Here is a 13684-nt window from a genome sequence, read left to right on the forward strand (position 1 = left end):
GGGCCGCCACCGCTCACTCGACGTCCTCCTTCACCCGGGCCACCAACTGGGTCGGATTGACAAAACGCAGCGCGATCACCAGCAGCACCAGCATCATCGTGGTGTACATGACCGCCATCGCGTCGATGGACTGCTGGGCCCGGATCCCGGCCGCCGACATCGAGTAGTACAACGCCACCACCAGGGTCTGCGAGTCCGGCCCGGCGGTGAGGAAGGTCAACTCGAACATCCCGACGGTGCGGACCAGCACCAGGATCGACGCGGCGAGGATCCCCGGGGTGAGCAGCGGGGCGAGGATCCGGACGAAGATCTGCCGGGTCCCGGCCCCGCACATCCGGGCCGCCCGCTCCAGCGCCGGATCGATCTGCTCGATGAACGGCGTCATGGTGAGGATGACAAACGGCACCGACGGCACCAGGTTCGCCAGCACCACCCCGGACAGGTGCCCGGCGAAGCCGTACTTGTAGAGCACCGTGGCCAACGGGATGCCGTAGGTGATCGGCGGCATCAGGATCGGCAGCAGGAACAGCAGGTAGAGCAGCCGCCGGCCGGGGAACGACCGGCGGGCGAGCACGTACGCCGCCGGCACCCCGATCAGGACGGAGATGCCGACGACCAGCAGCGACACCTGCAGGGTCACCAGCAGGACCTGGAACAGCCCGAACTCCTGCCAGGCCTGGCCGTACCAGCGGGTGGTGTAGTCCTGCGGCAGCCAGGTGTCGTACCAGCGGCTGCCGAAGGAGCTGACCAGCACCGAGCCGATCAGCCCGGCCAGGTTGACGAAGAAGAAGACCACCGCGCCCCAGATCAGCCAGCCGGCCGGGCTGGCCACCAGGCGCCGCCGGCGGCGGGCGGGGGCGGGTACCGAGACCATCAGCCCTTCCCTCCCGCCGTCGAGCCGGTGTAGAGCAGTGCCCGCCAGCCGAGCACCGCCGCGATGACCAGCAGCTCCACCAGACCCATCAGCACCGCGATGGTGGCTGCCAACGGGTAGTCGTACCGGACGTACGCCGCGTCGTAGGCGGCGATCGAGATGACCCGGGTCGTTCCGGCCGGGTCACCGACGAGCACCGCCGAGGGGAAGACGCTGAACGCCAGGACGAACGTGAGGCAGAAGGTGGTCGCCAGCCCCGGCGCCAGCAGTGGCAGGGTGACCCGGCGGAACCGCTGCCACCAGCCGGCGCCGAGGGTCGCCGCCGCCCGTTCCAGGGTCGGGTCGATCCCCGACAGGTACGAGAGCACCAGCAGGAAGGCGAACGGGAACCCGGTGATGACGATGGAGAAGAAGACACCCCAGTAGTTGTTGGTCAGGCGTACCGGGTCGTCGGTGAGTCCGACCGTCATCAGGATCCGGTTGAACCACCCGGTCGGACCGAGGAAGTTCAGCAGCCCCTGGGCGGTCAGCACCGTGCCGAGGGTGATCGGCACCACCAGCACCGTGGTGATCAGCCGCTTGCCCCGGAACCGTCCCCGCAGCCGGTACGCGATCGGCACCGAGGCCGCGACGTTGAGCAGCGCCGCCGGCAGCGACAGCCGCAGCGTCGTCCAGATGGTGTCCCGCTGGTACGGGTCGGAGAAGAACTCCTGGTACGCCGCGAACGGCCCACCCTCGGTGGGCTGGAACGACAACCCGACGCCGTACCCGAACGGGTAGATGAACAACACCAGGATGAACACGGCGGCCGGGACGAGCAGCAGGAGTTGCCGGTCCACGCCACGCTCGGCGAGCCGGTGCCGCAGCGCGACCCGGGCCCGGGGCCGGACGTCCAACCGTTGCCCGGTCGGCTCGTCGGTCCGTCCCGGCGTTGTGGTCGCGCTCACCGGGTCCCCCCGATGCTGGCCCCGCCCGCCGCCTCGCCGGCGGCAGCGCCCTCGACCGGCCCGGCGGCAGCGCCCTCGACCGCCTCGCCTGCGGCGGCCTCACCCGCCGGCCCGCCGTCGCCGGTCGCGGCCGCCCCCTGCGGAGCGGCCATCTCCGCAGCCGCCCCATCCGCAGCCGGCGCGTCCGGATCCGCTGGAAAGACCAGCAGCCGGGCCGGGTCGACGCTGATCCCGATCCGGTCGCCGACCGCCGGCCGCTGCTCGGTACGCAGGTTGAACTGCACCCCGTCGGTGGTCCGTGCCTCGACCGCCACCTCCCGGCCCTGGTACTCGACCACCTCGACGGTGGCCGGCACACCCGTTTCCGGGTCGGTGATCCGCAGGTCCTCCGGGCGTACCCCGGCGATCACCTCGGCCCCGGCGGCGACCGTCCCCACCGCGGTACCGACCAGGCGCAGGCCCTGGCCGGTCACCACCACCTCGTCGCCGGTACGCTTCCCGGCCCGCAACCGGAACAGGTTGCGGTAGCCCATGAAGTCGGCGACGTGCCAGTTCGTCGGCCGGGTGTGCAACTCCTCCGGACTGCCGACCTGCTGCACCCGGCCCGCCCGGAGCACCACCAGCCGGTCCGCCAGGGAGAGCGCCTCCTCCTGGTCGTGGGTGACGTAGACCGTGGTCAGCCCCAACGACTGGTGCAGGCGTCGGATCTCGGTCCGCATCTCCAGCCGCAGCTTGGCGTCCAGGTTGGACAGCGGCTCGTCCATCAGCACCAACGACGGCTCCAGTACGACCGCCCGGGCGATCGCGACCCGCTGCTGCTGACCGCCGGAGAGCTGACCGGGGAGCTTGTTGGCGTGCTCCTCCAGCCGGACCAGCCGGATCGCCTCCTCGGTACGACGGCGGACCTCGGCCCGGGGCAGCCGGCGCATCTGCAGCCCGAACGCCACGTTCCGGCGTACCGACATGTGCGGGAAGAGGGCGTAGTTCTGGAAGACCATGCCGAAGCCCCGCCGCTCCGCCGGTACGGTGTCCAGCCGCGTGTCGTCGGACCAGATGCTGCCCCGGGTCAGCGGCAGCAGCCCGGCGAGACAGTTCAACGCCGTCGACTTGCCGCAGCCGGACGGCCCCAGCAGGGCGATGAACTCTCCGCGTCGGACCGTCAGGTTCAGGTCGACCAGGGCGTCGTGGCCGGCGAAACTGCGGGTCACGTCCTCCAGCCGCAGCTCAGCAAAGTTCACTGAATCCCACCTCTTGCTCGCGACCGCCGGGCTCGCGCCTCACTTGGACACCTTGGCGCCGCCGATTTCGCGGTCCCACCGGCTGAACGCCTCGACCAGCGCCTTGGCGTCCAGCGGTACCTCCAGTGGGTTGTTGGCGATCAGTTGCTCGTACTCGGGGCGGCCGTACCGCTCGATCGCCTTGCGGCTCTCCTCCGGCGCCATCGACAGCGGCACGTCCCTGATCGCCGGCCCGGGGTAGAAGTAGCCCTGGTCGTACGCCTTCGCCTGCTGCTCGGGGGTGAGCATCCAGTTCAGCAGGGCGAGGATCGCGGCCTGCTTGTCCGTCGAGACGCCCTTCGGCACGACGGCGTAGTGCGCGTCGGTGACCCAGTGGAAGCCGGCCAGGGTGCCGATCCTCGCCTCCTCGGGCACGGTGCCGAGCACCCGCGGGTTGATGTCCCAGCCGGTCGTACTGACGATGACCTTCGCGGAGCCGTTGGCCAGGTTCTTCATCGTGTCGCCGGTGCCGGACGGGTAGAGCTCGACGTACTTGTTCAACTCGGCCAGGTACGCCCAGGTCTTGGTCCAGCCGTTCACCGGGTCCTTCGGGTTCGAGTCACCCAGCAGGTACGGCAGACCCATCAGGAAGGTCCGGCCCGGCCCCGAGTTCGACGGGCGGGCGTACTGCACCGCGCCCGGGTTCGCCTTCGCGTACTCGAGCAACTCTTCCGCGCTCTTCGGCGGGTTCGGCACCTTCGACGGCAGGTACTCGATCAGCGGACCGGACGGGTAGTAGGTGACGGTCACCCCGAAGTCGCCGGCCAGCTTCTGCATGTTGGCCGCGCCGGGCAGGTAGTTCGCCATCCCGGTCAGCCGGTTGGCGTGGGTGGGCAGCAGCGGGGTCCAGAGCGACTGGTCGATACCGGCGGCCAGACCGTCCACCCCGGTCAGCACCAGGTCGATCTCCACCCGGTTGGCGTCCTGCTGGGCCTTGACCTTGCCGACCAGTTCCGGCGCCGGGGACTTCGAGTACGTCACCCGGGAGACCGTGTCCGGGTTCTTCGCCGCGAACTCGTCGATCATCCCCTGGGTGAGCTGCAGGTTTCCGGCGACGTCCAGGATGTTCAGCACCACCGGCGAGCCGGGCTTGTCGGGCACCGGGCCGCCGGTGGACGCCGGACCCGATCCCTCCGGCGCGCCACATCCGGCGACCAGGCCCAGAGCGGTGGTCAGGGCCGTGGCGGTGAGCAACCGCCGCAAACTTCGACGCATGCCGATCTTTCCTTTCCAAGTGGTGTGCGGCCCGCCCCGACCCTCTCGGATCGGAACGGACCGCGTGGTTGGTGTTGTCGGCTGAGGTGTCGGTACGGGGGACTGAGACGTTTCAGTGGCCGGCCCGGAAACTCTCCGGCGGGCCCAGGTAGCTGGGCCGGAGTCCGCCGGTGTCCACCACCAGGTGCTGCAGCACCACGGTCGGGTCGACCATCCAGAACGTCAGGGTGTGCCGCCCGGGCCGGTCGACCAGGTGAGTGGTGGCGGTGACGTTGACGTTGTCGGAGGTGTTCCGCTCCCACTGCCGGTTCATCGAGGTGTCGTTCGCCCCGGTCGCCGTGGTCACGTTGACCACCTGCGGCGGGCCGTCGTCGAGCGACACCGCGTACCGGAGCCCTTGGGCGGGCAGCACGTTGTTGCGCGGTGACAGGTACGTCAGCACTCGCACCGGCCCGGTGGTGGTGAGGGTCAGGTCGTACTCCAGCCGGGGACCGTCGCCGCCCGGGACGCGACCGGGCGCGGTCAGCGGTACGGGCGAAATTTTCAGAAGCGTTCCGGAATGAGAAATCTAAACACATCTCCGGGTGGGGTCAAGGCCACTGTGGATGCTCCGCCGTCACGTACCGCCGTCACCTGCGACAACCGCGGCACCGTCCGGACGGGAGAAGTCTTCGGCACCTTCCGGTGGATACTCGGTCTGGATTGTTCCCGGAGCGGCTCAGAAATAGTTCAGAGTGTGATGTCCGGGTTCACCGAACGGAGTGTTCGACGCCCGCCCCTGTCGTGGTCGGCGTGGGGGTATCGCTGCTCCGGCGTCGGAGGGACCGGGTCGCCCACGCGGCCAGCCCGGCCCCGGCGGCGTTCAGCAACACGTCGTCGACGCTGGTCACCCGACCGATCTGCGCGGCGTACTGGAGCGCCTCCACGGTGACCGAGGCGCCGGCGGCGACGACCAGCACGGTGCGGACGCCGATCCCCCACCGTACCGGGGCGAGCGCGCCGAAGGCGGCGAAGACCAGCAGGTTGCCGCCGATCTGCACCACGGCGGTGCTGGGGTCCCCGGCGAGCTGCGCGACCAGTTCACGTAGCGGCACCGGGGACAGGGCCCGCCCGTCACCCCGGGGCGTCAGGATCATCCAGAGCCACGGCGCCGTGCCGAGCAGCATGCCGAGCTCGGTCAGGGTCGCCCGGCGGGCCCGCTCGGGTGACACGCCGGCGGCGCGACGGGTGGCGACGATCAGCGCGGCGAGCAGCGCGGTGACCGGGACGGCCAGCGCGGAGACGGTGAGTACGTCGCCCCACTCGGCCCAGACCTGACCCACGTCAGTGCTGGAGCGCGCGGGTGATCACGGTGACGTCCTCGTCGCCGAGGCCCCGGTCCACCGCCCGCTGCCACTGCCCGGCCAGGCTGCCGGCCACCGCGAACCGGTCGACGTCGACCTCACGCAGGGCGAGTCTGACGTCCTTGAGCCCGAGCGCCAGCGAGTACTGCGGGTCGTACTCGTCCCGGCCGATCCGGTCCAGTTTCTCGGCCGCCCACGGCGAGACGAGCGGGCTGCCCCGCAGCGCGCCGAGCACCGCCGACCGGTCCAGGCCCAGCGTCTCACCGAGCGCGACCGCCTCGGCGATGCCCTCGGCGAGAAAGGCGAGCAACAGGTTGTTGACCAGTTTGATCCGGGAGCCGGCTCCGACCGGACCGGCCCAGACCGTCCGCTGGCCGAGCACGTCGAACACCGGTGCTATCCGGTCCCGGACCTGTTCCGGTCCGGAGGCGAGGATGACCAGCTGACCCTGCGCGGCCGGGCCGCGGCTGCCGGCCACCGGTGCGTCGAGCAGGACGACGTCGGGGCGTTGCTCGCTGACCAGTCGGGCGAGGCGTTCGGTGCCGGCGACCCCGATGGTGCTCATCTGGGCCCAGATCGCGCCCTCCGGCATCGCGGCCAGCATGCCCTGGTCGGCGGCGATGGCCTGCACCGCGTCCGCGTCGGTGACCATGGTGATCACCACGTCCGCGTGCCGGACCGCCTCGGCCGGGCTGTCGGCGACCTCCGCCCCCTGCCCGCCGAGCTGTCGGGCCGGCCCGGGGCGGCGGTTCCAGACGACGGTGGACAGGCCGGCCCGGATCAGGTTGGCGGCCATCGGCTGGCCCATGCCGCCGAGCCCGAGTACGGCCACCCGCAGTCCGTCCGCCATCGGTTGTCGCCTCCTGGAATACGCGGTTGTCCTCTCCGGCAGCCTAGGACACGGTCCGGGATCGCCGACCGGGAATCCGGCCCCTGCCGGGCGGGTGCCCGGTGTTGCTCCGACTGCCGGTTCGACCCTGCCGTTCGGGCAGTGACGTCAGCGCGGGAGGTCCGGGGGATGCCGGGCCGCCGCGCGGGCCACGGCGGTCCTACCCGGCCGGACCGGAGAGTACGGAGATCGCGGCGACCAGATAGAGGCAGCCGCCGACGCTCACCGCGACCCCGGCGACCGTCGGCAGCCACGCGATCGCGGTTGTCGCCGCCGGCCAGCGCCGGAGACCACCGGAGATCAGGGCGGAACCACGGATCGTCACCACCCCGACACCGGTGAGGGTGCCGGCCATCCCGATACCGAAGGCGAGGACCAACAGCACCGCGTCGACGGCACGGCCGGTGAGCAGACCGCTGACCAGGACCAGGAAGGCCGACGGCGAGGGCAGGAGCCCGCCGGAGAGGGCGAGTACCACCAGCCCTCGCCGGGACCAGGGGTCGGTCAGCAGGGTCGGGTCGTGCTGATGACCATGCCCGGGGACGGGGACGGGGACGGGGACGGGGACGGGGACGGGCGGACGGTCGTGGGTCGGGTGGGTCTGGGCCGGACGGGTGTGCTTGTGCGCGTCGTGGTGACCGCTGCGGCGCAGGTGTCGCCAGGTGAGGTGGGCGCCGACACCGATCACGAGCAGCCCGGCGGCCACCTGCATCCAGGCGGTCAGCGTCTTCGTACCCAGACTCGCCGCCCCGCTGAGCCCGACCCAGACGAGCGCCAGCACCAGGACGGAGAAGGTGTGCATCACCGCCACGATCACGCCGAGCCGGACGGCGTCACGGTGCCGACCCCGGGTGCCGAGCAGATACGCCGCCGTGATGCTCTTGCCGTGGCCCGGGGCGAGCGCGTGCGCCGCCCCGACGCCGAGTGCCACCAGCAGGGCCAGCCAGAACACCCCTCGACCGTCGAAGAGCGTCACCAGTCGCTGGTCGAGCCCGTTCACGGCCGGCTCCGGGACCGGCGTAGCAGCCGTACCGTGACCAGGGTGGCCAGCGCGGTGAACAGGGCGACGCCGCCGCCGACCAGGGCACCGCGTCGGCCGGCGCCTCCGCTGTCCGCCCCGTCCGACGTGAACCGCAGTCGCTGGGTCGGCTCGGTCGAGGTGAACAGGGTACGGCCGGGGTCGGCCGGGGTCTGACTGGTGAGCATCGTCCGGTACGCCTCGTTCAGATCGGTCAGCGCGCCGAGCGTGACCTCGACGTCGACCACCTCGGTGGGGCAGTCGAAGTCGAGCTGGGCGCCCTCGTCCAGCAGCCGGTCGAGCGCGGCGAGCCGGCCGGGGCACGGCACACCGTTCTGTCGGATGGTGATCCGGTCCAGCAGGTAGTCGTGGACCCGGGTGGAGCGTTGCAGCTTCTGCTCGCCGGTCAGCTCGCCCGCCACCGCGGCCAGCGCCGGATCGTCGAAGGCACCGAGTGACCGGCCGAGGGCGACCCAGTCGTCCTCGGCGGCGATCCAGGCGATCGCCACCCGGGAGCCCTCGACACTGATCCGCGCCGTGGACGGCGGGCCGAACGGATGGGCGCCGGCCGGGTCGGCCGGTCCGGCGAGGGAGATCAGGGCGCTGGCGCCCAGCGCGACGGCAACAGCGGCGGCGGTGCGACCGGCGCGGTGGGCGGCACCGGCGGCGCGAACGGTGCGGCGGGTGGTGACCGGACGGGTCCGGGTACGGGCAGTCACGGGCGCGTTCTCCTGAGCGGCGGGACCGGGCGCGGCCGGCCGACCGGCCGACCGCGCCCGGTGGGGATCACTTGGTCACGGTGATGACCGGGCTGGTGATCTGCTGGTTCTCGCTCTCCAGGTAGACCACGTGGGTACTGTTCTTCTTCGCCGACGGCGGCAGCGCGAAGCCGTACTCCAACCGGCCCAGCTCGTCCGCCTTCCGGTAGCCGATGAAAACGCCGTCCTTCTCGGCGCCGTCCCTGGTGTCGCGCAGGTAGACGGTGACCTCCTCGCCCGGGTCGTAGCCGTACGCGGCGACCTTCACCCGGCCCTTGGCCTCGACGATGGTCTTGTTGACCGTGGCCTGCTCGCCGGTGGTGTTCTCCGGGGTACGGAACTCGTTGACGGTCCGCTCACCGGCCGCGTTCTTCCGGATCGTGACGCCGTCGTGGAGTTGGCCGTTGGCGTACCGGGCCTCGTACCGGATGGTGTCACCGGTGACGTCGATCAGCTGGTAGAGCTGCTTGTCCTCGGCCTGGCTCATGATGTCGGCGCCGTTGCCGGTCCAAACCGAACCGTCGACGTCGTACATCTTGCCGCCGGAGACCGAGACGGCGTACACCGTGCTGTCGTGCACCGACAGCGACCTGCGGGAGGAGCTGACGCTGCCCCGACCGTAGGTGTGGTCGTGACCCTGCAGGACCAGGTCGACACCGTACTTCTCGAACAGCGGACCCCACTGCGCCCGGACGACCGGGTTGTTCCGACCCTCCGCGGTGGAGTAGACCGGGTGGTGGAAGGTGACCACGGTCCACCGGTTGGGGTTGTTCTTCAGCTGCTGCTCCAGCCACGCGGTCTGCGCGGCCATGATCTCCGGGATGCCCTGCACGTTCGTGTTCAGGCCGATGAACCGTACGCCCTGGTAGTCCACCGTGTACGCGGTCCGGTCCAGCTCGGCCGGCCAGTCCGCCGGCCCGTTGTCCGGGTACGGGAACTGCGGCGCCCAGAACGAGGAGAGCGCACCGCCGCTGTACTCGTGGTTACCGGGGATCGAGATGTTGTTGATCTGGCCGTCGATGAAGCCGCCGGCCTGCCCCCACTGCCCCCACTGCTCCTCGCTGTTCGCCGAGTCGATGAGGTCACCGGCGTTGACGATCAGCTTCGCCTCGGGTCGGTCGGCGAACGCCTGCCGGAACACCCGGGGCAGCGCCGAGTCGAGGTAGTTCTGCGCGTCGCCGTAGTAGATGAACGAGAACGGCTGGAGGTCCGCGGCGGCGGTGGTGAAGTCCGTCCACGCGCTCCAGTTGGTGCCGTCACCGACCCGGTAGGTGTACCGGGTCCCGGGCTTGAGGCCGGTGAACTCCACCGTGTGGTACGTCGAGTCGTACCCCAGCGAGGTGGTGACCGGCGTGGTCGCCATCGCCCTGACGACGGTGACCGCACCGGCGGCCGGCGCCACCTGGCCGAGCGCGGCCGGCGCCGCCAGGATCTCCGCCTGCGCCCACTCGGCGCTGGCCTCGGCCCGCCACGTCACCCGCTGTGAGGTGGACGGCGTGCTGGTGGGGGTGAGGATGATCCGGTCGGGCACCGGGGACGGCCGGTGGATCTCCGCCGCCGGGTACTTGCCGGGCGCGGCGTCACCGAACGCCACCGGGGTCAGGGCGAAACCGCCGACGAGCAGGGCCGCGGCGCCGATCGCGGTCAGCCGCGCCCGTCGCGAACCCACGATCCAGGGTCGCTTGACGTCACTCAACGAAAGCCACCTTCCAGGTGAGGTTGGCACTCGCCACCGGCCGACGGCCGGTGGATCACGCGCATTCACCCAGAGACGATCAAAAGTCCGTGGACGTCAATCTGACCGGAACGTGAACTACCGTCGTCCGCCGTCGACACATCGGGAAGCTTCACGCTCCGGGCGAGCTCCCGTCATCCGCGGGTGGCCGACGGTTCACCCGGGCCCACCTACGATCACCGCCGTCGCCGGTCGAGAGTTCGGAGCCCGATGAACCTGCCGTCCCGCCGCTGGGCGGTGGCCGCCACCGTCGGCGCCCTCGCCGCGCTCTTCGCGATCGAGCCGTCGGTGTCGGCGCCGCTGACCAAGACGGACACCTTCATCACCGCGGAGACCAGCGGCATCCTCACCATCGAGGGCGGGGAGTGTTTCACCGACCCGGCCTACTCGGCCCGGATGGCCGAGGTGATGGTCCGGTACCAGCCCTGCGAGGAGGGTGCGGACAACCAGTCGTACGCCTTCCTGCGGGCCGCCGACGGGCCGTGGGACCGACCGACCCTGGCGGCGTACGCCTGGCAGGGCTGCGGCGGGTTCTTCGACCGACGCTGGCCGGACGGTGACCGGGGCACGCTCGACTTCTATCCGGTCCTGCCCACCGCCCAGACCTGGGCCGACGGCGACCGTACGGTGATGTGTGCGGTCTACCGGCCGGGCGGGCGACTCACCGACTCGGTCCTGCCGCTGCGCCGCTGACCGGGCCGCCGGCCCCGACCGGGTGGAATCGGCCGTGCCTAGGCGCGCAGGCCGCCGTCGACCGGCAGACAGACGCCGGTGACGAACGAGGCACGGTCGCTGAGCAGCCAGGCGGCCACCTCGGCGATCTCCTCCGGTTCGGCGGCCCGGCGCAGCGGGGTCAGCGAGTTGAGCCGGTCGACCGCGGCCGGTTCCTCCTCGGCCCAGCGACGGATGACCCCGGTCATGGTGGTGCCGGGGGCGATCGCGTTCACCCGGATCCCCTCCGGGCCGTACTCGGCGGCGGCGGTCTCGGTGAGGCTGTTGACGGCCCGCTTGGTGGCCGCGTACGGCCCGAGGCCCGGAGCGCCCCGGAAACTGCCGACGCTGCTGTTGTTGACGATCGCCCCGGAGCCGGCGGTAGCCCGGATGGCCCGGATCTCCGCGGTCATGGAGAGGAAGACACCCTTGTAGTTGACGGTGGTGACGAGGTCGAAGTTCTCCGTCGTCGCGTTCACCATCGGGGTGTGCGGAATGGAGACCCCGGCGTTGTTGAAGGCGACGTCGAGCCGGTTGTGCAGCCGGATCACAGCGTCGACGGCGGTCTGCACGCTGCCCGGATTGGTCAGGTCGGTGAGTACGTAGTCCGCGGTCCCGCCGTCGGCCCGGATCAGGTCGACCACGTCGGCGAGCTGGTGTTCGGTGCGGGCGGCGAGCACCACCGCGGCACCCTCCCGGGCGAAGAGCCGGGCGGCGGTCGCGCCGATGCCCCGGCCGGCGCCGGTGACGAACGCGACCTTGCCGGCGAGCAGCCCGCCCGGGCTGCCGAACGGGTTCGTTCCTGTCATGGCCCACTCTCTCGTGCAATGGTGCGCCTGTGCCCGTAGGGCCGAGAGGCCGCGGCTGCTGCTGTCCGTCAGCCTAGGCAGCATCCGCCGGGCGACGGCGGGGAAACCGGAAGCTGGCGACCGGCGGGTGTCCGTTCCGGGCGGCGCACGCCCACCCGTCCCCACCGCGCCGTTTCCGTTGTCCGGCGTCGGCCTGGGACGGTTTCGCCGGTTCGGGTCGTCCGACCCTACGGCGCCGGTCCTCCACGGGACGCCAGGGCAGGCATGTGGTGGGCAAAGCCGGGCAGAAGGGGAGGGGACCCGTAGCGGCGATGGGCGGGCGGCTGACGGACGCGCGGAGGAGGACGGGATGCGGGACGTGGAACTCTCCGGCGACGACCGGCGGGTTGTGGTGGTGGTCCTCGACCAGGGCGACGAGGCGGTCGCGGCGGTCAACGCGGTGGCCCGACGTCGGGGAATTCTCGCGGCCCAGGTCACCGCGGTCGGCGGCTTCAGCACCGCCGAGGTCGGTTACTTCGACTGGCGGATCCGGGACTACCAGCGGATCCCGGTGCCAGAACAGGTCGAGGTGCTCGCGCTGACCGGGGATATCGCCGAGTTCCGGGGCGAGCCCGCGCTGCACGTGCACGCGGTGCTCGGCCGGCGCGACGGCAGCACGGTCGGCGGTCACCTGCTCCGCGCCGAGGTGTGGCCGACGCTCGAGGTGATCATCACCGAGGTCGCCGAGAGCCTGGCCAAGCGGGTCGACCCGGAGACCGGTCTCGCCCTGCTCTCCGGCACGGCCCGGAGCCGGCAGACCGGCTGACCCCGCCGGCGCGGCGACATCCGCACCGTGTTCGGGCTGCCGTCCCGTGACGTCCGAATCGTGCGTCGCTCTGCTCTTCGAGGCGAATCGGGTCTGGAACCTCGGCCATCGTCGGTGCACGATGGATTGCCGGCGGAGATCGACGCCGGTTCGGCGACGACGAGGGGGCGCCCGGTGCACGACGGTCAGAGGAACGGCCACGGTCAGCGTGAACACCACGACGAACAGCGTTCCGAGGTGGCGGGCACCGCCGTCTCCCGGCGGCGGATGCTCGGGGTGGGGGCGGCGGCCGCCGGCGGGTCACTGCTGCTCGGCGCGGCGCCGGCGGTGCCGGCCCAGGCGGGTCCGAAGGGAGGCGTCCGGGCCGTACGTGCCCCGGCGCTGCGACCGGGGGACCGGGTCCGGGTGGTGGCGCCGGCAGCCAGCCCGAACCCGACGAACATGGCAAGGGGGATCGAGATCCTGCGCGGCTGGGGCCTGGAGGTGGAGCTCGGCGAGCACGTCTACGCCCGGTACGGCTACCTGGCCGGCACCGACGACGAACGGCTGGCGGATCTCGACGCGGCGTTGGACGATCCCGGGATCCGCGGTGTCTTCGCCGCCCGGGGCGGGTACGGCACCCAGCGCATCGTCGACCGGATCGACCTCTCCGGCCTGCGCCGCGACCCCCGGGTGGTGGTCGGGTTCAGTGACATCACCAGCCTGCACGGCCGGCTGTGGCGGGAGGCGCGGCTGGTCACCTTCTACGGCCCGATGGTCAACTGGACCGACAGCCGGACCGGTCCGGAGTCGGTGGAGTCGCTGCGGCGGGCGGTGATGACCACCGACCCGGTGGTGATCACCCGCGATCCCGGCGAGACCGCCGCACCGGTGCTGGTGCCGGGCCGGGCGACCGGGCGGCTGCTCGGCGGCTGCCTGACGATGCTCTCCACCTCGATCGGCGCCGCCGACGTGCCGAGCTTCGACGGCGCGCTGCTCTTCTTCGAGGACGTGGACGAGCCGCCGTACAGCATCGACCGGATGCTCACCGAACTGCGCCGGACAGGGGTGCTGCGCCGGATCGCCGGGGTGGTGATCGGCCAGATCACCAACAGTGTCGGCGCCCCGGACCAGTGGGACGCCGTCGCGGTGCTGCGGGATCGCCTCGGCGACCTCGGGGTGCCGGTGCTGGGCGGGCTGCGCCTCGGGCACGGTTCCGGGCAGTTGACCGTGCCGCTCGGAGCACGGGCCACGATCGACGCGGAGGCGGGAACGCTGACCGTGGAGCCGGGGGTCCGGTAGTCGGTTGGTCGGTCGGGGAGCC

The 13684-nt window shown here is 71.5% G+C and carries 14 protein-coding genes; 3 read left to right on the forward strand and 11 right to left on the reverse strand.

All coding sequences use genetic code 11. The annotated features are described in order from the left end of the window. Positions 1-13: 13 nt before the first annotated feature. The 10 genes from ABGB21_RS20980 to ABGB21_RS21025 form a co-directional block, all read right to left on the reverse strand. Positions 14-874, reverse strand: coding sequence for an ABC transporter permease subunit (locus ABGB21_RS20980; protein ID WP_347652614.1), 861 nt, complete (start codon positions 872-874; stop codon positions 14-16). Then, the gene (locus tag ABGB21_RS20985; protein ID WP_347652613.1) at positions 874-1821 is read right to left on the reverse strand and encodes a sugar ABC transporter permease; all 948 of its coding nucleotides are present in this window, start codon (positions 1819-1821) and stop codon (positions 874-876) included. Before ABGB21_RS20985 ends, ABGB21_RS20980 begins: the two co-directional genes overlap by 1 nt. Next, positions 1818-3059, reverse strand: coding sequence for an ABC transporter ATP-binding protein (locus ABGB21_RS20990; protein WP_347679129.1), 1242 nt, complete (start codon positions 3057-3059; stop codon positions 1818-1820). The genes ABGB21_RS20985 and ABGB21_RS20990 overlap by 4 nt, the downstream gene beginning before the upstream one ends. A gap of 39 nt (positions 3060-3098) precedes the next feature. Then, positions 3099-4313, reverse strand: a complete 1215-nt coding sequence (locus ABGB21_RS20995; RefSeq protein ID WP_347652611.1) for an extracellular solute-binding protein — start codon at positions 4311-4313, stop codon at positions 3099-3101. Between the two features lie 112 nt (positions 4314-4425). Continuing rightward, on the reverse strand, positions 4426-4881 hold the full coding sequence (locus tag ABGB21_RS21000; RefSeq protein WP_347679192.1) for a hypothetical protein: 456 nt from the start codon (positions 4879-4881) through the stop codon (positions 4426-4428). Positions 4882-5062: 181 nt separating this feature from the next. Further along, a complete protein-coding gene (locus ABGB21_RS21005; protein ID WP_347679131.1) occupies positions 5063-5635 on the reverse strand; it encodes a VanZ family protein in 573 nt (190 codons plus the stop codon). A 1-nt stretch (position 5636) separates the two neighbouring features. After that, on the reverse strand, positions 5637-6506 hold the full coding sequence (locus ABGB21_RS21010) for an NAD(P)-dependent oxidoreductase (RefSeq protein WP_347679133.1): 870 nt from the start codon (positions 6504-6506) through the stop codon (positions 5637-5639). Positions 6507-6705: 199 nt separating this feature from the next. Next, positions 6706-7545 carry a hypothetical protein gene (locus ABGB21_RS21015; RefSeq protein WP_347679135.1) on the reverse strand — a complete coding sequence of 280 codons (840 nt, stop codon included), beginning with the start codon at positions 7543-7545 and terminating at the stop codon, positions 6706-6708. Then, positions 7542-8282, reverse strand: coding sequence for a hypothetical protein (locus ABGB21_RS21020; protein ID WP_347652607.1), 741 nt, complete (start codon positions 8280-8282; stop codon positions 7542-7544). Before ABGB21_RS21020 ends, ABGB21_RS21015 begins: the two co-directional genes overlap by 4 nt. 67 nt (positions 8283-8349) lie before the next feature. Continuing rightward, on the reverse strand, positions 8350-10017 hold the full coding sequence (locus ABGB21_RS21025) for a metallophosphoesterase family protein (protein ID WP_347679137.1): 1668 nt from the start codon (positions 10015-10017) through the stop codon (positions 8350-8352). A gap of 249 nt (positions 10018-10266) precedes the next feature. On the opposite strand from ABGB21_RS21025, the gene ABGB21_RS21030 reads away from it, so the two are divergent. Next, the gene (locus ABGB21_RS21030) at positions 10267-10749 is read left to right on the forward strand and encodes a hypothetical protein (protein WP_347679139.1); all 483 of its coding nucleotides are present in this window, start codon (positions 10267-10269) and stop codon (positions 10747-10749) included. Between the two features lie 38 nt (positions 10750-10787). On the opposite strand, the gene ABGB21_RS21035 is transcribed toward ABGB21_RS21030, so the two are convergent. Next, a complete protein-coding gene (locus ABGB21_RS21035) occupies positions 10788-11576 on the reverse strand; it encodes a glucose 1-dehydrogenase (protein ID WP_347652604.1) in 789 nt (262 codons plus the stop codon). Between the two features lie 349 nt (positions 11577-11925). Between ABGB21_RS21035 and ABGB21_RS21040 the strand changes: the two genes are divergently transcribed. Together ABGB21_RS21040 and ABGB21_RS21045 are read left to right on the forward strand one after the other, a co-directional pair. Beyond that, entirely contained in the window at positions 11926-12381 is a 456-nt protein-coding gene (locus ABGB21_RS21040; RefSeq protein ID WP_347652603.1) for a DUF296 domain-containing protein, read from the forward strand. A 237-nt stretch (positions 12382-12618) separates the two neighbouring features. Beyond that, positions 12619-13662 (forward strand): LD-carboxypeptidase, encoded by a 1044-nt coding sequence (locus ABGB21_RS21045; RefSeq protein ID WP_347679141.1) that lies wholly within the window; start codon positions 12619-12621, stop codon positions 13660-13662. Positions 13663-13684 lie beyond the last annotated feature (22 nt).

The organism is Plantactinospora sp. B24E8 (assembly GCF_039871735.1).
Taxonomy (GTDB): domain Bacteria; phylum Actinomycetota; class Actinomycetes; order Mycobacteriales; family Micromonosporaceae; genus Plantactinospora.